The sequence below is a fragment of the Micromonospora sp. RHAY321 genome (assembly GCF_023896955.1).
GTDB lineage: Bacteria > Actinomycetota > Actinomycetes > Mycobacteriales > Micromonosporaceae > Micromonospora.
Map to the genome: position 1 here is coordinate 583387 of NZ_JAMHIW010000001.1, position 21152 is coordinate 604538.

A 21152-nucleotide genomic window follows, 5' to 3' on the forward strand; every position below is an offset into this window, starting at 1 on the left:
GGGCCGGCGGGGCACCCTCGGTTCGGCCCAGTCGTGTCATCCCTCGTCCTTCACCGTGCGGTCGGTGTCCGGCTGCCGGTTGTTGTGGCCCGGTTCGCGACGATCGGCGTCCGGCGCCGGGCGATCCGGCGGCCCGTTGTCCCCGCCGGCCCGGGGGCCCGCACCGATCGCGGTAGGGAGCGCGGTCTTCGGGCCGTCCGAGGTCCGTTCGGTCTCCCGGCTGGCCTCTGCACGACCCTCGTCCCGGGCGGCGGCTACCGCCCGGGCGATCTGTCGGGCCCGCCGGCGGCGGGTGGTGATCAGCGCCCAGCCGACGAGGGCGAGCAGGACCAGCAGGACCATCTGCGGCCAGGGCACCGCCCAGAAGGAGACCCGGGCCGTGTCGACCGCCGGCTGCGGGTCGAGGATCTGGTCACCCACGGCGGCAGGTGTGACGGCGGCGCTCGCGGTCAGCCGGAACAGTGGCGGCACACCCGTCATGCGTACGGTGGTGGTCAGTTCGCCGCCGGGCAGGATCTCCGGCAGGGCCGTCGCGTCGACCGAGCGCCGGCCGAGGCCGAACGGGCCGGCCGCGGCGAGCGTGGGCTGCCCGGTGAGCCGAACATTGCCGGTGTTGCGGACGGTGAAGGTGGCGGTGAGCGTGCCACCGGCGAGAGGGTTGGGCGAGCCGGCGTGCCGTACCCGAAGGTCCTCGACGGTCAGCGCCGGTTGCAGCTCGCCGGTCACCCGCAGGTAGATCCGCGCGCCGACCCGGTGGTCGACGGCGACCTGGTTGCCCTGCGCGTCCGCCGTCGTGGCGGCGAGCGAGGCGACGATCCCCCCGGCGTGGTCCCCGGGCGTGGCGTTGCCCGGCACGGTGAGCGTGAACGGGACGTCCAGGCGGGACGTGGACGGGATGGTCACGGTGCCGCTGGTGAAGCGGACCCAGGCGCCGACGCCGGTGGGCTTCTGACCACCGGCCAGCAGATCGAACCCGCCCTGCGCGGTGGTGAACGCGTCGCTGGCGTAGAGGTTCAGGGTCAGCGGGCGCGCCGAGTGGTTGGTGACCGCGACGTAGTCGGTCAGGGTGGCACCGGAGTCGAGCTTGTAGGTGAACGCTGGCCGGCCGTTCGGGCCCTTCGCACTCGACGGTGCCACTCCCCAGGTCACGGCGGACGGCGCCGACGGCGCAGGGGGCGTAGGCGGTGCCGGGGCCGCGCCGAGCACGACGATGCCGGTGGCGATGGCGGCGAGCAGGCGCATGGCGGGGATGGGTTCCGTTCCTGGATGCGAGGGGTGAGGCGGGGTGGGCGGGTCGCGGCAACGGCCCGCCCACCCCGCGACCGTCCGGTGGCGCGGTTCAGCGCCGGGCCACCGGACGGGTTCGGGCGATCAGATCGCGGTGAGGGTGAGGGTCGCGGAGTAGGTCCCCGCGGTCGTCTCGGTGGGCAGGCTCAGCCGCAGACCCGCGCCCAGTTGGGCGGTGCCCCGCCCGGCACCGCCCGGCGCCGAGCCCAGCACCGCGCTGTTGCCCAGGCCACCGCCGGCTCCGACGACGTACGGCGCGACCTCCGGACCAGCGACCACGCCCTGCCCGGAGCCTTGGCCGATCAGCCGAGGGCTCCAGCCGAGGTAGCCGGAGCTGAACGTCGCACCATCCGGCCCGGCGAAATCCGCCGGGATCTGCCCGGATGCGCTCCACCCCGGTCGGCCGGCGCGGGTGTCGGTCACCGTGACCGGGCGGAGTTCACCGTTGCTCTCCCACCGGTCACCGCCGGCGGTGAGCTGCGCGGGTGGCAGCACCACGGCACGGTCGTCCGGGTTGACGCTGATCACCAGAGAACCCTGCGTCTCGTCGATCGATGCGGTGATCGTCTGTGAGGAGCCCGGCTCCTGCGGCGGGAACGCCACCCAGAGAGCCACCGGTTCGCTGGTCGCGACCACGTCGTGGGCGTCGCCGTACAGCTTGACCACGTACTCGCAGGCGTTCAGCTCGCGAGTGGCGGTGAACGAGTAGCTCGCACCAACCTCACCCGCGATGATGGTCCAGTCGTCCGTACCGGGGCACCTGCTGAACCAGTGGTAGTGGTCCAGCTCGGTCTGCGGCGTCTGCACGGCGTTGAGCGTCACCGTGTCGTTGGGCTGGTACTCGTCGGCCATGCCGCTGACCGACAGGCCGACCTCCGGCCCACCGCCGGACAGCTCGCCGACGACGAACGAGTAGTCGACCGGCCCGGTGCTGACCGTCGTGCCGTTGGTCAACGTCGCGTCTGCCTGGAACGTCAGCGTGTAGCTGCCCAGCGCGCCGAACGCCCAGTTCGAGTGCGCGTGCGTGTTCACCGGCACATCGATGGCGTCGGGCAGGCCGTCATCGGAGCGGAACTTGATGATCGGACCGCCGAACGAGTCCTGTGTGAACAGCGTGACGTTGCCCGGGCCCTGCACATCGACCACGCTCAGCCGCACCTTGTTCCCCTCGAACACTCCCGCGCCGAGCGTCGTGGTGTTCCAACCCGGCCAGAGCAGGTCCGGGTCCTGGGTCAATGGCAGCAACCAGACCTGGCTGCCGGCCGGCCCGAGGAAGGCGAACCGGGGATCGTCCGGAACGGCCATCGCCGCCTCCGGCAGAACCTGGAACGTCACGTCCGCCGGGTCACGTGTCATCGCAGGGGTGACCGTGTCGTCGTGCACCTTCAACGAGAGCGCACCACCCTCGTAGTGCACGTCGACGGCATCGGTGTGCCCCTTGGACAGCACCACCTTCTCGGCCGCCGACGCAGCGGTCGGCGCCAGCACCGTGCCGGCGACCACCACCGCCCCGGCAACCAGGGCCGCGAAGCCGCGAGCCCTCACCATCGCATTCATACCTCCCCTTTCACACCGCGTACCTGCGCGCGGTGGTACATGTGGTGACATCACCACGACGCCTTGCGCACCCCGGGCATCTCGCCGCGCAGGGCCAGCTCGCGGAAGCGCACCCGGGACAACCCGAACCGGGTCAGCACCCCGCGCGGGCGGCCGTCGATCTGGTCGCGCGAGCGCAGCCGTACCGGGCTGGAATCCCGCGGTAGCCGGGTGAGCCGGCGCACCGCGTCGGCGCGTACCTCCGGGTCGGTGTCCGGATGGGCGACCATCCGCTTCAGCTCCGCCCGCCTCTCGGCGTGCCGGGCTACCAGTTCCTCGCGGCGCGCCTGTCGATTGACCAGGCTCTTCTTGGCCATCAGCGGGCCTCGCGGAACTCGACGTGCCGGCGTACGACCGGGTCGTACTTGCGCAGGACCAACCGGTCCGGGTCGTTGCGACGGTTCTTGCGGGTGACGTACGTGTAGCCGGTGCCGGCGGTGCTGCGCAGCCGCACGATCGGTCGCAGGTCGGTCTGGCGGGCCATCAGAGTTTCACCCCCCGGGCGCGCAGCTCGGCGACGACCTTCTCGATGCCCTTGCGGTCCACAGTCTTCAGCGCCTTCGTCGTCAGGGTGAGGCTGACCCATCGCCGTTGCGACGGCAGCCAGTAGCGGTGGTTCTGCAGGTTCGGGTTCCACCTTCGGCGGGTGCGCCGGTGGGAGTGGGACACGGCGTTGCCGAAGCTCGGCTTCGCGCCGGTGACGTCACAACGTCGGGACACAGTGAACGCTCCTTGTTCAGGCTGAACGATAACGACAACGGTTTTCAGTTCTACATCATCCGTTCGGTCAGACCCGCCCCAGGTCACTGACGACCACAGCCGGGCCGGTCGCGCCACTCGGGACCGCCGTTCGCTTCGCCAGCTTCCGTGTGCCTAGAATGACAATCGTTTTCAGTTACGTCGAGAGGAGTGCGATGTCGTCGTCACCACAGGCCCCGACCCACGTCGTGACAACGGACGCTGATACCCGCCCGTCGTTGACTGTCCTGTCCGGGTTCTGGCCAACGGCGACCTTCGCCGTCGCTCGCGCATTGCTTGCCGCCGACCCCACGCTGCTACTGGTACGGCACGACCTCACCGGGATCCGCGGTGGCGTCGTCCGTCGGGTGGTTCGCTCCGGCACAGGCATCATCGAGGACGAACAGGTCGACCTGAGGCACGGCTGTGTCTCCTGCACCCTGCGCGAAGACGTGCTGCCCACCCTCGTCCGACTCGCCCGCAGCCATCCCGGCCGCGACCTGGTGCTGATGCTGCCCGAAGTGGTGGAGCCAGAGGCGGTCGCCGCCGCCTGCGCCCACTGCCTCGTCGACGGCGCACCGATCACCGAACTCATCCGCGTCGACTCCTACGTGACCGTCCTCGACGCCGAACACCTGCTCGACGGCCTCGCCAGCACCGACGACCTCACCGCACTGGGCATCCAGGCCGCCGAGGACGACGACCGCGCGCTCGCCGACGTCGTGGTCCGCCAGATCGAGTACGCCGACACGCTGGTGCTCTGGGGGCGGTCCCGGGAGGGCGAGTTCGACACCAGCCGGCTGTCGGTCCTGCTGCAGCGGATGGCGCCGTGGGCGGTTCACATCCGCGTCGACGGTGACCTCGTCGACGCCAGCACGTTGACTCGCCAGCTGCGACACACCCATCGGCACCGGCCGGAGACCCCCGGGCTGCTCGCCCGAGGTCTGCAGGGTTACACGCTGGGCACACACGAGCCGGAATCCGACTGCGGTGTGGTTTCCGTCGTCTTCCGCGCTCGCCGCCCGTTCCACCCGCAACGCCTGCACGACGTACTGGAGCAGGTCAACGTCGAGATGATCCGCTCCCGGGGTCACCTTTGGCTGGCCAGCCAACCCGACACGGTGGTGGCCTGGGAGTTCGCCGGTGGCGGTCTGGCCATGGGCTCGCTCGGACACTGGCTGGTGAGCCTGCCCGAGGACCGCTGGGAGCACGTCGAAGACCAGCGCCGCCTTGCCGCCGCCCTCGAGTGGGACCCCTACTACGGCGACCGCCACCAGCACCTGGTCTTCATCGGCCTCGACGTCGACCCCGTCGAGCTGCACCGCACCCTCGCCCGCTGCCTGCTCACCGACGCCGAACTCGCCGACGGCGAAGAGACCTGGCGCACCTACCACGACCCGTTCGCCGGCTGCTTCCCCCTCAACAGCGAGGAACTGGCCGATACCGACACCGAAGGAGCGCAACCCGCATGAAGCCCGGAATCCACCCCGACTACCGACCCGTCGTCTACCGCGACAAGGGCGCCGACTTCGCGTTCCTCACCCGCTCCACCGCCACCAACGACCAGACGATCGAGTGGACCGACGGCAACACCTACCCCGTCATCGACGTGCAGATCTCGTCCGCGAGCCATCCCTTCTGGACCGGCAAGCAGCGCCTGCTCGACACCGCAGGCCGGGTCGAGAAGTTCCGCCAGAAGTACGCCCGCCGCGGGCCCATGGGCACGTGACCATCGGCTGGACCGACCAGCGCCGCAGCTGGTCGACGCCGCCCGGCACGACCGGGTTGGTCACCTGACGGTCGACCGCGATCCGGTTGCCCCCGGGCGACTGGCTCGCGGTCGACCGGCGGCGACGGCGACGGCGGGATGCCTGCGGTATCGGCCGGATGATGACCTGCGGCGGAGTCGTCGCGGTGGAGGCGAGCCCGACCGCGACGACTCCGTCCCCTCAGGAACGCGCCGTGCCGCTGCGCTGACATCCCCGCTGAGGCGGCGGCCCTGTGGGAGGCGCTCGACGCTCCGGCGGCTCCTCAGGAAGGGCGCGGAGCAGCTCGATAGTGGGCGTCAGTCGTCCACCGTGGCGCACTGCGGCCAGTTTCGTGGCGGCGCATCATGGTTCCCGGTTGGGCCGCCACCGGGTGGCATCGTCCGAAGTCGGGGTGGTCGAGATGGTCAGACCTGAGCCGGGTCGACATGGTCGTGTTCGTGCAGGTCGCTCAGGTCCCAGGAGGGAAACGGGTCGGGCAGCGCCCGCCAGGCATCCTGTCCGGCGGCGATCTCGGTGTCGGTGAGCAGGCAGGCGATGAGGGCGGCCCTAAGGGCCTGGCGATCCAGGTCGACACCGATGAGAACGAGTTCCTGCTGCCTGTCCCCGAAAACCGGATGCCAGCGAGATTCCAGCTCGATCCGCTCGTCGGGATCCTCCGGCCACTCTCCGGAGACCACGACGGGCACACCGATCGGATCGCACCGGCCGGAGGGGCCGGCCTGCGACCACAGTGCCTGCACGTCCGGGCGGCTGGCCAGCCACAGGAACCCCTTCGACCGCACCACGCCGAACACTTCCAAGCCGTCGGCCAGCAGATCCCACAGCCGCTGCGGGTGCAACGGCCGGTGGTCGCGGAACACGATGCTGGAGATGCCGTACTCCTCCGTCTCCGGCACGTGCCCGCCGTTGAGCTCGGCGATCCAGCCGGGCGCCGTCTCCGCCCGCGCCAGATCGAACCGGCCGGTGTGCACGATCTCCGCCAGGGCCACCCGGCCGTGCACGGCACGGACCTGTCGGGCGGCCGGGTTCAGGCGGGTCAGCAACGCCTCCACCACCGCCAGATCGCCGGGAGTGAGCAGGTCGGTCTTGTTGACCACCAGCACGTCGGCGAACTCGATCTGATCGACCAGCAGGTCGGCGATGCCCCGGTCGTCCCCGTCGTAGGCCGCCAGCCCACGCGCCTCCAGGGTCTCCCCCGCCTCGATCATGCTCCGCAGGCCCGCCGCGTCGACGACGGTGGCGGTGGTGTCCAGACGGGCCAGGTCGTCGAGCACCCGCCCGTCCTCCACCCCGAAGGCGAACGTGGCGGCCACTGGCATCGGCTCGGAGATGCCGCTGGACTCGATCAGCAGGTAGTCGAAGCGGCCCCGCCGAGCCAACCGGGCCACCTCGTTGAGCAGATCATCTCGCAGCGTGCAGCAGATGCAGCCGTTGGTCAGCTCGACCAGCCGCTCCTCGGTCCGCGAGAGCGCCCCACCATCGCGCACCAGCGCGGCGTCGATGTTCACCTCGCTCATGTCGTTGACGATCACCGCCACCCGCAGCCCATCCCGGTTGGCCAGCACATGGTTGAGCAGGCTCGTCTTGCCCGCCCCGAGGAACCCGGACAGCACCGTCACGGGCAGCCGGTTGGTCACGGCTGATCCACCACCTGACGTCCCTTGTACACGCCGCAGTGCGTGCAGGCCCGGTGCGGCACCACCATCTCCTTTCGGGGACAGGGGCAGGGGCTCAACTGGGGCAGAGTTGCCTTCCACTGCGCTCGGCGGTGGCGGGTGTTGGACCGGGACAGCTTGCGCTTCGGTACAGCCATGAAGGATCTCCTCACGAGGGGTCAGCCACATGGTAACGGTTACCGTTTTCATATAAGCGCCTGGGATGCCCCAGCACGTGCCCCACGCTTGACCTTCTGGCTGGAGCTGTGAGCCCCGGCGAACGGACCGACCACCCTGGCCGTGCACGGTTACGCCCGACGTGCCCACACCGGAGTCGTGTCACTTCGATCGGCCGGGAGGCAGGGAAGCCTGGCGCAGGAAGGCCGATAGAGAGCAGTTCCTACTCGGCTCGCTGGAACACCCCAGGGAAGCGAGGCCGGAACGGGAACGTAGGGCATTCATCTGGAGGAAGGTGGGGACTGAACCCAGCACTAGGCTGCGGCGCTCGGCTCCACGCAGCGACCAGGGTCAGGTCCTTCCGGACCCTCCGGCCCTGGTTCTCACCAGATAATCCGCCGTACAGATCAGCGCACGCAATCGACACAGGTGCCGAAGATTTCCAAGGTGTGGCCGACGTCGATGAATCCGTGCTGTGCGGCAACCTGGTCGGCCCACCGCTCCACAGCCGGTCCGGCCACCTCGACCGTGCGCCCGCAGTCGCGGCAGACCAGGTGGTGGTGATGCTTGCTCTGACTGCACCGGCGGAAGAGTTGTTCGCCGCCCGGCAGCCGAGTCGAGTCGATCTCGCCGGCATCCACCAGCAACTGCAGGGTCCGGTAAACAGTGGTCAGGCCGACCCCCGCCTTGCGCGCCAGCAGCATCTGGTGCAGTTGCTGCGCCGAGTGAAAGCCCTCCACCTCACGCAACAGCGCCAGCACCTCCCCACGCTGCCGGGTGTTCCGGGTCACATTCGGCATCGCCTGGTTCACCGTGGCCGCCACCCTCCCGTGATCTCGGCCGCCGCCGGCCTACCGCTTCCGACGCTCCGCCGGCGCTGCTCGTCGACCATTATGCGTCGTCCAGCATCACCGCCGCCGCGCCATCTCCCGACCCCGCCTCTCCGCCGTTGCGGGCCAGCGACGACGGGCCCCGTTCCGGGAGAGGGCGCCACCGACCCATGTGCGATAGTGAAAATAGAAACGGTTACCGATAGGGCGCAGAAGTGACAGGAGGCGGCGTGACGGACGACTACCAGGAATCTGGGGAGTTCCTGCACATCCTCAGCGGGCCGGCGTGGCAGGCGCTACGCGCCCCGGTAACGGCGGCCCTCCGGGGTGCGGTCTGGTCCGAGGCACAGGCTGTGGACATCGGTGCCGGGACCGGCCTGGGCACGATGGTGCTGGCAGCGGCTCTCCCGGGTGCCGACGTGCTGGCGGTCGAGCCGTCGTCGGTCCTGCGTGCGGTGCTGCTCGCCCGGATCGTCGACGACGCGGACCTCCGGGCCCGAGTCACGGTCGTGGCCGCGGACGCTCTCAGCGTCGAACTGCCGGACCGACTGAGCGCCGTTCTGGCAATGAACATGATCGGACATCTCACCCCGTCTGAGCGGCGGGAGTTCTTGCGACGCGTCGCCGCCCGACTGTTGCCGGGCGCGCCGCTGGTGCTCAATCTGCAGCCGCCCGCGGAGGCCATACCGATCTCGGAGGTCACGTTCGGCAGCGTCAAGGTCGGCCGATACGTCTATGAAGGATCCGGCGGCGCCGAGCCGGCAGGTCCGGACGCGGTGAGCTGGCGAATGCGCTACCGCGTCCTCGGCGCGAACGGATCGGCCGTACGGGAGAGCGCGGTTGACTATCGCTGGAACGTCGTCGCCGCCGCCGACCTGCTGGCGGAGCTCGCCGACGTCGGCCTGGCCGGTGACGTCGGTCAGGCCGACGTCATCCGGGCCGTCCGCTTGGCATGACATCCGGCCCCGCTCGCGTCCTGACAACCCGGTCGGTGAGCGACGAACCCTGAACCCGTTCGCCCAGCGGGCGGCGACGACCGATTTTGGTCAGGGCACCGTCCTCAAAGGCCTTGGCGGTCGCCCCCTTCGTATCAGCTAGGGCGCGTGCTGGCGATGTCACGGAGAGATTACAACGTCGAGACATCTATCGACATTGACTACCAACACCGCGAAGGATTCGCTCACACGTGCCCTGCACCAACAGGGCCCTGTTCTCTGGAGGAAAGAGAACGTGAGCAAACCCCGCAACCCGAGCAGGCGTACCTCTGCCGCGCTCTTCGCATCGGTCCTGGCCGCCGGTGCCATGACCGTGACGGGCGGTGCCGCCACCGCGAGCGCCGCTCCCTCCGCACCCGACACTCCGCAGGCCACCCCCGCCGAGGCGTTGGGCTCGCACGACGCCAAGCTCCTGGCCGAGGCCGAGGCGAAGCACGCGCCGACCGTGACCCTGATCGTCGCCACCGAGAAGGGTGAGGCCGGCCAGGTCGCGGACGGCGTGACGGCTCTGGGCGGCGCCGTCAACCGCCGCTTCGACCAGATCGGCTACGTCCTGGCCACGGTGCCGACGGCGAAGGTGCTCAAGGCCGCAACGCTGCCGGGCGTATCCGCAGTCGACCTCGACGAGACGATCCAGCGGCCCGACCCCGCCCCCGAGGTCGCCCCGAACGGCGCCACGGCCGCCAAGCAGGCCGCCACGCTGGCGGGTCCCGGCGCGGGCACCGGCGCGGTCAACCCTTACATGCCGACCAACGAGACCGGCGCGGAGACGTTCAAGGCGGCCCACCCGCAGTGGGACGGTCGCGGCGTGACCATCGGCATCATGGACTCCGGTATCGACCTGGACCAGCCAGCGTTGCAGAAGACCACGACCGGCGAGCGGAAGATCGTCGACTGGGTCACCGCGACGGACCCGGTGACCGAGAACGACGGCACGTGGCGGCGGATGGTCACCGAGGTGACCGGCCCGTCGTTCACCGCCGGTGGCGCGACCTGGACCGCTCCCGCCGGGACGTACCGGTTCAACCTGTTCCGAGAGTCGATCACCGCGCCCAGCGACCCAGGCGGCGACGTCAACCGGGACGGGGACACCACCGACGCGTGGGGCGTCCTCTACAACCCGGAGACCCACGACATCTGGGTCGACGTCGACCAGGACAACAGCTTCACCGACGAGGCGATGATGCGCCCGTACCAGGAGAAGTTCGACGTCGGACACTTCGGCACCGACAACCCCGCCACCCCCGTGCGGGACCAGATGCCCTTCGTGGTCGAGTACCGCGAGGACGTCGACATCGACCCGGCCGACGGCAAGCCCGGCCCGTACGCCGACTACGTCAACATCGGCATCATCGAGGCGACCCACGGCACCCACGTCGCGGGCATCACCGCCGCCAACGACATGCTCGGCAACACCGCCTTCGACGGTGCCGCCCCGGGCGCCAAGCTCGTCTCCGCCCGCGCCTGCTCGTGGGGTGGCGGCTGCACCGCCGCCGCGCTGACCACCGGCATGGCCGACCTGGTCATCAACCGTCACGTCGACGTGGTCAACATGTCGATCGGCGGGCTGCCGACGCTCAACGACGGCGCGAACGCCCGCGCGCAGCTCTACAACGACCTGATCAGCACCTACGGCGTGCAGCTGTTCATCTCGGCCGGCAACTCCGGTCCGGGCGTGAACACCGTCGGCGACCCGTCGGTCGCCGAGAACGTCGTCAGTGTCGCGGCGAACATCAGCAGGGACACCTGGCTGGCCAACTACGGCTCCGTGGTGCGGACGAAGAACGCGCTGTTCAACTTCTCCTCCCGCGGCCCGCGCGAGGACGGTGGGTTCAAGCCGAACATCACCGCCCCGGGTTCGGCGATCTCCACCGCGCCGACCTGGCAGCCGGGCAACCCGGTCCCCGAGGCCGGCTACCCGCTGCCGCCGGGCTACCAGATGCTCAACGGCACCTCGATGGCCTCCCCGCAGGCCACCGGCGCCGCCGCGCTGCTGCTGTCCGCGGCCAAGGCCACCGACAAGGGTGTCACCCCGGCGGCACTGCGCCGGGCCATCTACACCTCCGCCAAGCCGATCGCCGATGTCGCCACCTACGCGCAGGGCTACGGCATGTTCAACGTGCCGGGCGCGTGGAAGCTGCTCAGCAAGACCGTCGAGACCCGGTCCTACGTCTCGGACGCCCCGGTCTGCACCGAGCTGTCGGAGAACCTCACCCGCTACGACCGCGAGCTGAGCAAGTTCGTCCCCAACCCGAACCGCGGCGCCGGCGTCTACAACCGCTGCACCTCCGCCGAGGGTGGACCGAAGGTCGGCCAGAGCCGGACCTACCAGGTCAAGGTGACCCGGACCAGCGGCCCGGCCGGCACCGTCAGCCACAAGCTGGCCCTGCGCGGCAACGACGGCACCTTCACCGCTCCCAAGACGGTCGCGCTACCGCTCAACAAGGCCGTCTCGATCCCGGTCACCGCCAAGCCGAAGTCCCTCGGCGCGCACGGCACCATCCTGACCGTGGACGACCCGAAGACCTCGGTGATCGACTTCGAGGTCTCCGCCGTCGTGGTGGCCGCGAACGAGGTCACGAAGCCGAGCTACTCGTTCTCCGCCGAGGGCTCGGTGTCGCGCAACGCCTTCACCTCGTACTTCGTCAGCGTGCCAGCCGGCGCCGGTGCGCTGCAGGTGAACCTGTCCGGTATCGCCACCGGGTCGCAGACCCGGTTCATCGCCATCAACCCGTACGGCGTGCCGGTCGACAGCACGGCGAGCACCGCCTGCTACACCAACTTCTCCGACGCCTCCGCCTGCAAGCCCCAGGAGCGGGACTACCAGAACCCGATCGCCGGGGTCTGGGAGATCGAGGTGGAATCGCGGCGGACCTCCCCGGCGCTGAACAACCCGTTCCAGCTCCAGGCCCGGGTGCAGGGCGTCACCGTCGAGCCGTCCGTGATCGAACTTCCGTCGGTCACCGCCGGTCAGCCGACCCCGGCGAACTGGACGCTGACCAACACCTTCGGCCCGGTCGCGGTGACCGGTCAGGGTGGTCCACTGTCCAGCGTGCACGCCGAGCGGCCCACCATCGCCGAGGGCGCCCAGCAGGAGTATCTGGTGGACGTTCCGGCCGGTGCCACCAGCTTCACCGCCCGGATCGGCAACACCGCCAACCTGGGCGCGGATCTGGACCTGACCGTGTTCCGCGGTGACGTCCAGGTCGGGCAGGCAGCCGACGGCGACTCCGAGGAAGCCGTCACCGTTGCCAACCCGCCGGAGGGCACCTACCGCGTCGTCGTCGACGGGTACGCCGTCGACGGGCCGAACACCAGCACCGCCTACGACTACCGGGACTCGTTCTCGGCCCCGTCGCTGGGCACGCTCGCCACCCCGAGCACCCCGCTGGCCCTGCCCAACGGCGCCACCGCCACCCTCACCGGCACCGTGACCGCCCACTCCACGCCGGGCGCTGGGCGCGAGCTGTTCGGCGAGCTGGCTGTCGTGACCACCGAAGGCGCGGTCGTCGGCCGCGGCGCCGTCTCCATCGGCACCGTCAGCTGACATCGCCGCACCGCGCAGGAGCCCATTTCCGACCTTCGGAGATGGGCTCCTGCCGGTCCTGCAGGCCGGACTGACGTCACCTCCGGACATCACCGAAGAGAAGGGGGCGGTGTGGCCGCATCCGATCGCAAAACCCCGCCCGACACGAGCACCGAGGCCGATCGACCGGGCCTCGACCATCCGAGCAACACACCACACGCCACGTCCGTCGAGGACGGAGGTCGTCGTGGCCGGATCGGCTCGGTCGAGATCTTCGCCGCGGTGCTGGTCCTGCTGATCTTTCTGCGTGAGCCCCTGGCTGGTCTGCTGACCACACCGTCGCTGGCGACCTGGACGACGGTGTTCGTCTCGGTCATGGTGCAGGCCGTGCCCTTCCTGGTCTTCGGGGTGCTGCTGTCCGCCGTGATCGCGGTCTTCGTTCCCCGCTCGTTCTGGGCTCGGGCCCTGCCGAAGCACCCCGCCCTCGCCGTCCCGGTGGCGAGTGCCGCCGGCGTGGTCCTACCCGGCTGCGAGTGCGGTGCGGTGCCGATCGCCGGCTCGCTGATCCGCCGAGGGGTCACGCCCGCGGCCGCGCTGGCGTTCCTGCTCGCCGCACCGGCGATCAATCCGATCGTGCTCGCCGCCACGGCCGTGGCCTTTCCCCACAACCCTGAAATGGTCCTGGGCCGTGCCGTCGCCAGCCTGATCGTCGCCATGGTCATGGGCTGGCTGTGGCTGCGCCTCGGTCGCGCCGACTGGATCCGGCTTCCGCACCGACCCGATCTGGACGGGCTCGGACGCGGGGAGATGTTCTGGTCCGCCGTACGACACGACGTGGTCCACGCTGGCGGCTTCCTCGTCATCGGCGCGATGGCCGCAGCCAGCATCAACGTCCTCGTCCCCGAACGGTGGCTGCAGACCCTCGCCGACCAGCCGTTGCTCTCCGTGCTCGCCCTGGCGGGGCTCGCGGTGCTGCTGTCCATCTGCTCCGAGGCGGACGCGTTCGTCGCCGCCTCGTTGTCGCAGTTCTCTCTCACCGCCCGCCTGGCCTTCCTGGTGGTCGGCCCGATGGTCGATCTGAAACTCATCTCCATGCAGGCCGGCATCTTCGGCCGGCGCTTCGCCGCCCGATTCGCGCCGGCCACCTTCGCGGTCGCCGTCACGGTCGCCGTCATCACCGGGATGGTGCTGCTGTGAACCGTCTGACCCAGGCCTGCATCATGATCTTCTTTGCCGCCGCTGTTCTGCAGGCCAGCGTCACCGACCTCTACCTGCGCTACGTGAAGGAAGAGTTGCGGCCGTTCCTGATCGCCGCCAGCCTGCTGCTGATCGCCGCCGCCGTGATGACCCTGTGGTACGAACTGCGGCCAGATCCCGGGACGACCGCCGACCGGACCAACCCGGACGACCGGGAGGCCACGAATGCTGAACAAGCCACGAGTGGGTCACCGGCCGCAGTGACCCACGACGGACACGCCCACCACGAACCACGAGTCGCCTGGCTGCTGATCCTCCCCGCCCTCGGCCTACTGCTGGTAGCCCCGCCCGCCCTCGGCTCGTACGCCGCCGGCCAGGCGGGCACCGCCGTCACCACCCAACAGGACTACGGCGACGACTACCCACCCCTGCCCGCCGGCGATCCGGCACGAACCACCGTGCTCGACTACGCTGCCCGCGCCCTGTTCGACAAGGGCCAGTCGATCGGCAACCGCCGGGTAGAGCTAACCGGATTCGTCACACCCGGACCCGACGGGCAACCGATCCTCGCCCGCATGGTCATGTCCTGCTGCGCCGCCGACGGCCGGCCCGTCAAACTCGGCATGTCCGGCAACGCGCCCACCGGACTGGCCAACGACACCTGGATCCAGGTCACCGGCCGCTACACCGACCGCCTCACCCGCGACCCGGTCAACGACGAAGAGATCCCCTACATCGAGGTCGACTTCTGGCGACAGGTGACCGCCCCGAAGGACCCGTACGATTGACGATCTCTCCGCCCTATAGGACGGAGATTCCCTCCACGCTGCGCGTGGACCGCACGGCGTCGGGGCGGATTCCTGCTTCTCGGCGCGGTGCCGGCACGGGTGCCGGTCTTACCTGCGCTCCACGGGCGTTTAGGCTCTCGGCGCGTCCCGCCGCGAGTATGTTTCTGGCGGCGTTGACGTCCCGGTCGTGGACGGCCCCGCACGGGCAGGTCCACGACCGGACGGACAGCGGCTTGGGTCCGTCGATCCGGCCGCACGTCGAGCATGTCTGCGACGTGGGCAGGAACCGGTTGGTCTTTGCAAACGTCCGCCCGCGCCGGGCGGCCTTGTACTCCAACATCTGCACGAACTGCGCCCAGCCCGCGTCGTGCACCGATTTGGCCAGCCGGGTCCGGCCGAGACCGACGACGCATAGGTCCTCGACGTACACCGCTTGGTTGTCGCGGATGATCCGTGTCGAGAGCTGGTGCTGCCAGTCCTGCCGGCTGTCGGCCACCCGAGCGTGCGCGCGGGCGACCTTGACGACGGCCTTCTTGCGGTTGTTGCTGCCCCGCTGCTTTCGGGACAGGTCCTGCTGCAACCGGCGCAGTTTGCGGGCCGACCGGCGCAAGAACTTCGGGGCGGCGACCTTCTTGCCGTTGGACAGGACGGCGAAGTGGGTCAACCCGAGGTCGATGCCCACCTCGGCGTCGACCGGAGGCAGCGGGTCGTCGGCGGCGACCACAACGAACGAGGCGAAGTACCGACCAGCCGCGTCCCGGATGACCGTGACCGAGGTTGGTGCGGCCGGCAGATGCCGGGACCAACGCACCGCAAGGTCGCCGATCTTCGGCAACCGGAGCCGGCCGTTGTCGAGCACCTTGAACCGGGCGTTCGCGGTGAACCGGATCGCCTGCCGGTTGTCCTTGCGGGACCGAAACCTCGGTGGGGCGACCTTGCGGCCCTGGCGCTTGCCGCTGATCGAGGTGAAGAAGTTCCGGTACGCGACGTTAAGGTCCGCGAGGGCCTGCTGGAGTACCACCGCCGACACCTCGCCCAGCCACTCCCGCTCAGGCGTCTGCTTGGCCTGGGTGATGACCCGCTTCGACAGGTCACCATCGGACAGGTACCCCTCGCCTGCCTCGCGCGCCTGCTGGCGTGCGCGCAGCCCGTCGTTGAACACCACCCGCGCGCACCCGAACGCCCGCGCCAGCAAAACCTGCTGAGCGGGCGTCGGGTAGACGCGGTAGTTGTACCGAAGCTGCACAGAGGACAATCTAACATTGGCCTATGGTCGAGCTCGGGAACGTTCGCGCTGGCAGACACTGCGTCTTCACCCTGCACGCTCATTTGGTCTTCGTCACCAAATTTCGGCACCAGGTGTTCGGTGACCGGCACCTGACCCGCCTGGAGGAAATCATGCGGGCGGTGTGCGCCGACTTCGAGACCGACCTGGTCGAGTTCAACGGCGAGAGCGAGCACGTACACCTGCTGGTCAATTTTCCGCCCAAGGTGGCCCTGTCGAAGCTGGTCAACAGCCTTAAGGGCGTGTCCTCGCGGCGGATGCGACAAGAGTTCCCCGACCTGATCCGCCACTACTACCGAGCCAACAAGCTGTGGTCAGCCTCGTACTTCGCCGGCTCCGTCGGCGGCGCACCCTTGACCGTCCTGCGCCAGTACATCGAGCAGCAAAACCGTCCCGGTTAGAGCACGCTCGGGCCTGGCGGCCCTCCCGCGCGGGCCTTCACCCCCGCCCTAAAGGGCGGAGCACTGGCCCGCATCCTGGTAGCACGTCATCGGTCCGGCTGGTGCTGCCCGTCAGTCACCCGCCGGATCCTTCTGCGGCGCCGTCGGGGGCGAAAGCGTCGCCCCCGGGACCGGTCTCGAGGTGGACGTGCTGGTGGCCGTGGCCGGCGTCGATGTTGATCTGATCGAGCTGGGTCGCGGCGATGGACCAGGTCGCCGCCGCCTGGGTTGCCTGCCGCGTCGCCAGTTGTGTCAGGGCGGCCCGCTGGGCAGCCGGACCGGTGACGGCGAGCAGGTAGGTGTCGACGGCGAGTGCCGCCTGGTCGAGAGCCACACGGAGCCCTCCCCGTGCCACGTTGGTCGCGGTGGTGCCCGACGGCGGGTCGGCCAACGGCTGCGCCGCTTGACGCACGGCCTGCTGCCACTGGCGGGCCTGTTCGGCGCCGGCCTGCTGGCTGGGCGTGTCCGCCTTCAGGGCGGCGAGGATGGGCGAGATCTCGTCGCTCAGGCGGCGGGCCGTCGTGGTCAACTCGGCGATCTGCTGGGTGTCCCTCCGTGCCTCGGCCTCCCGCATCTCGGTGATGCTCGAGTCGATGGGGTCCGGACGCCCGACGGTGTAGCCGACGGCACCCCCCAGGAGAGCGGCCGCGAGCCCGATCGCCGTGACGACGGCCGCGAGACGCCCGATCCGGTTGCGGCGCGTATCGCGCGCGGGGAGCAGGTAGGAGGGCTTGCCGGTACGGCGCGACACAACATCTCCTTGCGTCGATGGAGAGGTGGTCGCAGCCTAGCGTCCTTTCCTCAAGCTCGTCGATACTTCACGACGGGCTCGCAAGAACTTCCGCTCTCCCCGACAGAAGCCCACAGCGGCCTGCGCCGATCAGGCGTCAGACGACGCGCCGCAAGGTCCCCGCGTCACTGCGTGTCCACACGAGACCGGCCGCGTCGACGAACATCATCGTCATCGAGAACGTGTGGCCGCTCTGGGGCGCCTTGTCGGTGAGCTGAGCCCAGTCCACCGCGTTCTGTTGCGACTCGCCCGCCGGTATGCGGGCGAACGTCGTCGAGCCGACGTGCCGACTCGCCGGCGGGGCACCACCGCCGTACCGGGGAGGCGCAGGAGCTGCGAAGACCTGGCATTCGACGCCGTACACCGGCATGGAGCTGTTGTTCATCACCAGAGCGCTCACCTGGCCCGCGGCATCCGCCCCCGCAACACCCATGATCAGCCTGGCCTAGTGCGCCATCGCGTCGTCGCGGTCGAGGCGCCGCTGCCGGACCTCCCACCAGAGCCCGTACGCCAGCCCGGCGAAGGCCAGGACGGAACCGATCCCGGCGATCCAGTCGGGCACGGTGCCCCACTCGACGGCGCCCGTGGCGAACTCCATCCGCCAAAGGTAGGTCACCCACGCCCGGACCCTCCGGTGGCGGCCGGGTAGTGGGTCGAGCGTTTCGCGTCAGCGGGGCGGCATCTCCCGGCGGGACGGGAACGGGGTGCCGGGCTGACCGAGGGTCGATCGGGCGCGCAGCCCGACCGACCAGCGCACCGGGTTCAGCCGGCCGGTGCCCACGATGGCCAGGCCGATTCCGACCGCCACCACGGCGATGGCCGTGCTGGCGACCGTGAGCGGCACGTCGTACCGGATCCGGGTGCCGTCGACGGCGAAGCCGAGCATGGCCATGAAGTGCATCGCCCAGATGGCGGTGCCGCCCAGTGCCCAGGCGGCCAGCAGACCCCACCAGGCACGCTGGCCGGCGGTGCCGGCCGTGCGGATACGCCCGGCGCACACCAGCCCGAGGACCGAACCGAGCACGGACAGCGCGTAGCTCAGCGCGGGCGTGATCCACCCGTACTCAAAGTGATTGATCTCCGCCACGGCGGCCTTCTCCCCATCAGTTACCGGCGCGTAAAGGACGCGCCCGGGCAATGATCAGGGGTGGCCTGAGCAGGCGCAACAGCACCCCCCGGGCCTGTTCCGGGGGGTGCTGTCGCGGTGACCGTCCGATGCGTCGATTCGCCGGCGGCGATGACCGACAGTGATGGTCAGGCGGAGGTGTGGTACGCCAGCACGCCCCGGTTGATGGCCGCGATCGCCTGCCGGGCGGTGGAGCGCAGCTCCGGTGACGCGCCGCCGGAGTCGGCCAGTTGACCGAGGAGGTCGACCACCTGCCGCGCCCACCGGACGAAGTCACCGGCCGGCATCTCGCCGTCGAGCTCGTGGCCGCTGCCCAGCACCTTGGCCAGCGCCTCGCCCCGAGCCCACCGGAACACCGGCCACGCGAAGCCGAGGTCCGGCTCCCGGGTGGCGTTCAACCCGCGCGCCGCCTCGTCGGCCTCGATCTCGCCCCACAGCTTCAGCGTCTCGTCCACGGCGTCGGCCACCGGCCCGCGCGGCAGCGACGCCCGCTCGTCGACGTCGCGGCGCGCCTCGAAGACCACCACGGACACCGCGGCGGCCAGCTCGGCCGGGGACAGGCCGTCCCACACCCCTCGGCGCAGGCACTCGGCGACCAGCAGGTCCGCCTCGGTCCAGATCCGGCCGAGCATCCGACCGGCGTCGGTGACCGCGCCGTCGCGGGCGAGGTAGCCGCGGTCGGTCAGCAGGGCGACGATCCGGTCGAAGGTCCGAGCGAGGGAGCCGGTACGACCCGACACCCGCTCGCGCAGCTCCTCCGTGTCGCGCTCCAGCCGTCGGCGCCGCTCCGCCCAGCGGGCGTGCTCCTCCCGTTCGGGGCAGGCGTGGCAGGGGTGGTTGCGCAGCTCGGTGCGGAGCTGGGACAGCCGGTGGTCCTCGCCCTCGGCCTGCCGGGAGCGGCCACCGCGGCGACCGCCGTGCCGGTCCAGGCCGGTGCCGCTGACCTCGGCGGCGAGGTCCCGCCGGGCGGCCGGCGATCGGTGGTTGAAGTGCTTGGGCACCCGGATCCGGGCGAGCACCTCGGCGGGGGTGGTGAAGTCGCCGGGGCTGACCCGGCCGGCCCAGCGGTCCTGGGTGAGCACCAGCGGCCGGGGCTCACCGAACCCGCCGGTCGCCGGGTCCAGCACCACGGCCAGACCGGCCCGCCGGCCCGACGGCACCCGGATCACGTCGCCGATCCGCAGCCGCTCCAGCGACGCCACGGCAGCGGCCTTGCGCTGGTTCTGCCCCTGCCGGGCGATGGCCTTCTCCCGCTCGGCGATCGCCACCCGCAGCGCGAAGTACTCGTCGAAGTCGCCGTGGTGGCAGGCCGCCTCCGCGCCGTACGCCTCGATGGTCTCGGTGTTGCGCTGCACCTGCCGCGCCAGGCCGACCACCGAGCGGTCCGCCTGGAACTGGGCGAACGAGGATTCCAGCAGCGCCCGGGCCGGCTCCGCGCCGACGGTGCCGACCAGGTTCACGGCCATGTTGTACGAGGGCCGGAAGCTGGAGCGCAGCGGGTAGGTGCGGGTGGACGCGAGCCCGGCCACGTGCCGTGGGTCGGTCTCCGGGGACCACACCACCACGGCGTGCCCCTCGACGTCGATGCCACGGCGGCCGGCGCGCCCGGTGAGCTGGGTGTACTCCCCCGGCGTCAGGTCGACGTGCGCCTCGCCGTTGTACTTGACCAGCCGCTCCAGGACCACGCAGCGGGCCGGCATGTTGATGCCCAGCGCGAGGGTCTCGGTGGCGAAGACCGCCTTGACCAGGCCGCGGACGAACAGCTCCTCGACGATCTCCTTGAACACCGGGAGCATGCCGGCGTGGTGGGCGGCCAGGCCGCGCTCCAACCCGTCGAGCCACTCCCAGTAGCCGAGCACCGACAGGTCCTCGCCGGGGATGGCGGTGACCCGCGACTCGACCACCCGGCGGATCTCGGCCCGCTCGTCCGGTGAGGTGAGCCGCAGCCCGGCGGCGAGACACTGCTGCACCGCGGCGGCGCAACCGGCCCGGCTGAAGATGAACAGGATCGCCGGCAGCAGGCCCTCCCGGTCCAGCCGGTCGACGATGTCCGGGCGCATCGGGCCACGCCAGCGCGGGCCACGCCGACCGGCGCCGGGCCCGGCGCTGCGCCCCTCGCCCATCTCCAGCCGGCGTACGGTCTCGCGGGTGTAGCGCAGCAGCTCCGGGTGCACGTCGTGTTTGCGGGCGGCGTCGGCGTCGTGGAACAGGTCGAACATCCGCTTGCCGACCAGCATGTGCTGCCACAGCGGCACCGGCCGGTGCTCGCTGACCACCACCGCGGTCTCGCCGCGCACGGTGACCAGCCAGTCGGCGAACTCCTCGGCGTTGGAGACGGTCGCCGACAACGAGACGAGGGTGACCGAGGCGGGCAGGTGGATGATCACCTCTTCCCACACCCCGCCGCGGAACCGGTCAGCGAGGTAGTGCACCTCGTCCATGACCACGTAGGCCAGCCCCTCCAGGGTGCTGGAGCCCGCGTACAGCATGTTGCGCAGCACCTCGGTGGTCATCACCACCACGGGCGCGTCGCCGTTGATCGCGTTGTCGCCGGTGAGCAGGCCGACCTGCTCGGCGCCGTACCGGTCGACCAGGTCGTGGTACTTCTGGTTCGACAGCGCCTTGATCGGCGTGGTGTAGAAGCACTTGCGCCGGGCCGGGGGCGTCGCCGCTTCGTCGGCGGCCGCCGGGTCGCCGGGTCGCCCCCGCAACGCCAGGTGGACGGCGAACTCCCCCACGACGGTCTTGCCGGCCCCGGTGGGGGCGCAGACAAGCACACCGCTGCCCCGCTCCAAAGACTGACACGCCTCCCTCTGGAAGTCGTCGAGGTCGAACCCCAGATCGAGGGCGAACTCGTCCAGCGCCGGGAACTGTGAGGCCTGCGCGGCCCGGCGGCGCGCCGCGGCGTACCGCTCGGCGGGGCTCGACATGTCACCAAGATTAGTGCGTGGCG

20 protein-coding genes and 1 pseudogene are annotated in these 21152 nt (G+C 70.4%); 7 read left to right on the forward strand and 14 right to left on the reverse strand.

Annotated elements, in window-relative coordinates:
• Positions 1-36: 36 nt before the first annotated feature.
• The 5 genes from M8C17_RS02650 to rpmB all read right to left on the reverse strand — a co-directional run bounded on the left by M8C17_RS02650 (position 37) and on the right by rpmB (position 3603).
• On the reverse strand, positions 37-1242 hold the full coding sequence (locus tag M8C17_RS02650) for a WxL protein peptidoglycan domain-containing protein (RefSeq protein WP_252414619.1): 1206 nt from the start codon (positions 1240-1242) through the stop codon (positions 37-39).
• A 129-nt stretch (positions 1243-1371) separates the two neighbouring features.
• The gene (locus tag M8C17_RS02655; RefSeq protein WP_252414621.1) at positions 1372-2844 is read right to left on the reverse strand and encodes a choice-of-anchor M domain-containing protein; all 1473 of its coding nucleotides are present in this window, start codon (positions 2842-2844) and stop codon (positions 1372-1374) included.
• Positions 2845-2894: 50 nt separating this feature from the next.
• Positions 2895-3200 (reverse strand): 30S ribosomal protein S14, encoded by a 306-nt coding sequence (gene rpsN, locus M8C17_RS02660; RefSeq protein ID WP_252414623.1) that lies wholly within the window; start codon positions 3198-3200, stop codon positions 2895-2897.
• The gene (gene rpmG / locus M8C17_RS02665) at positions 3200-3367 is read right to left on the reverse strand and encodes a 50S ribosomal protein L33 (RefSeq protein WP_101409658.1); all 168 of its coding nucleotides are present in this window, start codon (positions 3365-3367) and stop codon (positions 3200-3202) included. The genes rpsN and rpmG overlap by 1 nt, the downstream gene beginning before the upstream one ends.
• Positions 3367-3603 (reverse strand): 50S ribosomal protein L28, encoded by a 237-nt coding sequence (gene rpmB / locus M8C17_RS02670; RefSeq protein ID WP_203118037.1) that lies wholly within the window; start codon positions 3601-3603, stop codon positions 3367-3369. The genes rpmG and rpmB overlap by 1 nt, the downstream gene beginning before the upstream one ends.
• A 194-nt stretch (positions 3604-3797) precedes the next feature.
• Between rpmB and M8C17_RS02675 the strand changes: the two genes are divergently transcribed.
• Both M8C17_RS02675 and M8C17_RS02680 read left to right on the forward strand, forming a co-directional pair.
• Positions 3798-5093, forward strand: coding sequence for a GTP-binding protein (locus tag M8C17_RS02675; RefSeq protein WP_252414624.1), 1296 nt, complete (start codon positions 3798-3800; stop codon positions 5091-5093).
• Complete coding sequence (locus M8C17_RS02680) at positions 5090-5350, forward strand: type B 50S ribosomal protein L31 (protein ID WP_252414626.1); 261 nt, start codon at positions 5090-5092, stop codon at positions 5348-5350. The genes M8C17_RS02675 and M8C17_RS02680 overlap by 4 nt, the downstream gene beginning before the upstream one ends.
• Positions 5351-5794: 444 nt before the next feature.
• Here the strand turns inward: M8C17_RS02680 and M8C17_RS02685 are convergent, their stop codons facing one another.
• The 3 genes from M8C17_RS02685 to M8C17_RS02695 form a co-directional block, all read right to left on the reverse strand.
• Positions 5795-7027: a GTP-binding protein gene (locus M8C17_RS02685; RefSeq protein ID WP_252414627.1), complete on the reverse strand. Its 1233-nt coding sequence runs from the start codon at positions 7025-7027 to the stop codon at positions 5795-5797.
• Entirely contained in the window at positions 7024-7203 is a 180-nt protein-coding gene (gene rpmF / locus M8C17_RS02690) for a 50S ribosomal protein L32 (protein WP_252414629.1), read from the reverse strand. The genes M8C17_RS02685 and rpmF overlap by 4 nt, the downstream gene beginning before the upstream one ends.
• Before the next feature lie 426 nt (positions 7204-7629).
• Positions 7630-8022, reverse strand: a complete 393-nt coding sequence (locus M8C17_RS02695) for a Fur family transcriptional regulator (RefSeq protein ID WP_252415065.1) — start codon at positions 8020-8022, stop codon at positions 7630-7632.
• Between the two features lie 383 nt (positions 8023-8405).
• On the opposite strand from M8C17_RS02695, the gene M8C17_RS02700 reads away from it, so the two are divergent.
• The 4 genes from M8C17_RS02700 (at position 8406) to M8C17_RS02715 (ending at position 14558) form a co-directional block, all read left to right on the forward strand.
• Entirely contained in the window at positions 8406-9008 is a 603-nt protein-coding gene (locus M8C17_RS02700) for a class I SAM-dependent methyltransferase (RefSeq protein WP_308209361.1), read from the forward strand.
• A gap of 274 nt (positions 9009-9282) precedes the next feature.
• Entirely contained in the window at positions 9283-12594 is a 3312-nt protein-coding gene (locus tag M8C17_RS02705) for a S8 family serine peptidase (RefSeq protein WP_252414633.1), read from the forward strand.
• A gap of 234 nt (positions 12595-12828) precedes the next feature.
• Positions 12829-13770, forward strand: coding sequence for a permease (locus M8C17_RS02710; RefSeq protein WP_252415066.1), 942 nt, complete (start codon positions 12829-12831; stop codon positions 13768-13770).
• On the forward strand, positions 13767-14558 hold the full coding sequence (locus M8C17_RS02715) for a TIGR03943 family protein (protein WP_252414634.1): 792 nt from the start codon (positions 13767-13769) through the stop codon (positions 14556-14558). Before M8C17_RS02710 ends, M8C17_RS02715 begins: the two co-directional genes overlap by 4 nt.
• A 13-nt stretch (positions 14559-14571) precedes the next feature.
• Here M8C17_RS02715 and M8C17_RS02720 read toward each other — a convergent pair whose 3' ends face one another.
• On the reverse strand, positions 14572-15804 hold the full coding sequence (locus tag M8C17_RS02720) for a transposase (protein WP_252414636.1): 1233 nt from the start codon (positions 15802-15804) through the stop codon (positions 14572-14574).
• 23 nt (positions 15805-15827) lie between these two features.
• Between M8C17_RS02720 and tnpA the strand changes: the two genes are divergently transcribed.
• Complete coding sequence (tnpA, locus tag M8C17_RS02725; RefSeq protein ID WP_252414638.1) at positions 15828-16244, forward strand: IS200/IS605 family transposase; 417 nt, start codon at positions 15828-15830, stop codon at positions 16242-16244.
• 115 nt (positions 16245-16359) lie between these two features.
• On the opposite strand, the gene M8C17_RS02730 is transcribed toward tnpA, so the two are convergent.
• The 5 genes and pseudogenes from M8C17_RS02730 to M8C17_RS02750 form a co-directional block, all read right to left on the reverse strand.
• Entirely contained in the window at positions 16360-17034 is a 675-nt protein-coding gene (locus M8C17_RS02730) for a hypothetical protein (protein ID WP_252414640.1), read from the reverse strand.
• 136 nt (positions 17035-17170) lie between these two features.
• Complete coding sequence (locus M8C17_RS02735) at positions 17171-17473, reverse strand: hypothetical protein (RefSeq protein ID WP_252414641.1); 303 nt, start codon at positions 17471-17473, stop codon at positions 17171-17173.
• 45 nt (positions 17474-17518) lie between these two features.
• Positions 17519-17671: a hypothetical protein gene (locus M8C17_RS02740; protein ID WP_252414643.1), complete on the reverse strand. Its 153-nt coding sequence runs from the start codon at positions 17669-17671 to the stop codon at positions 17519-17521.
• Between the two features lie 141 nt (positions 17672-17812).
• A pseudogene (locus M8C17_RS02745) lies at positions 17813-18160 on the reverse strand (MHYT domain-containing protein); the annotation flags it as partial.
• A 167-nt stretch (positions 18161-18327) separates the two neighbouring features.
• Positions 18328-21129, reverse strand: a complete 2802-nt coding sequence (locus M8C17_RS02750; protein ID WP_252414645.1) for an RNA helicase — start codon at positions 21127-21129, stop codon at positions 18328-18330.
• Between the last annotated feature and the right edge of the window lie 23 nt (positions 21130-21152).

What these genes read in the sequence shown, in the direction of transcription:
- M8C17_RS02650 (WP_252414619.1), bottom strand. Translation starts at nt 1,242, where the DNA reads ATGCGCCTGCTCGCCGCCATCGCCACCGGCATCGTCGTGCTCGGCGCG.
- M8C17_RS02655 (WP_252414621.1), bottom strand. Translation starts at nt 2,844, where the DNA reads ATGAATGCGATGGTGAGGGCTCGCGGCTTCGCGGCCCTGGTTGCCGGG.
- rpsN (WP_252414623.1), bottom strand. Translation starts at nt 3,200, where the DNA reads ATGGCCAAGAAGAGCCTGGTCAATCGACAGGCGCGCCGCGAGGAACTG.
- rpmG (WP_101409658.1), bottom strand. Translation starts at nt 3,367, where the DNA reads ATGGCCCGCCAGACCGACCTGCGACCGATCGTGCGGCTGCGCAGCACC.
- M8C17_RS02675 (WP_252414624.1), top strand. Translation starts at nt 3,798, where the DNA reads ATGTCGTCGTCACCACAGGCCCCGACCCACGTCGTGACAACGGACGCT.
- M8C17_RS02680 (WP_252414626.1), top strand. Translation starts at nt 5,090, where the DNA reads ATGAAGCCCGGAATCCACCCCGACTACCGACCCGTCGTCTACCGCGAC.
- rpmF (WP_252414629.1), bottom strand. Translation starts at nt 7,203, where the DNA reads ATGGCTGTACCGAAGCGCAAGCTGTCCCGGTCCAACACCCGCCACCGC.
- M8C17_RS02695 (WP_252415065.1), bottom strand. Translation starts at nt 8,022, where the DNA reads ATGCCGAATGTGACCCGGAACACCCGGCAGCGTGGGGAGGTGCTGGCG.
- tnpA (WP_252414638.1), top strand. Translation starts at nt 15,828, where the DNA reads ATGGTCGAGCTCGGGAACGTTCGCGCTGGCAGACACTGCGTCTTCACC.
- M8C17_RS02740 (WP_252414643.1), bottom strand. Translation starts at nt 17,671, where the DNA reads ATGGAGTTCGCCACGGGCGCCGTCGAGTGGGGCACCGTGCCCGACTGG.
- M8C17_RS02750 (WP_252414645.1), bottom strand. Translation starts at nt 21,129, where the DNA reads ATGTCGAGCCCCGCCGAGCGGTACGCCGCGGCGCGCCGCCGGGCCGCG.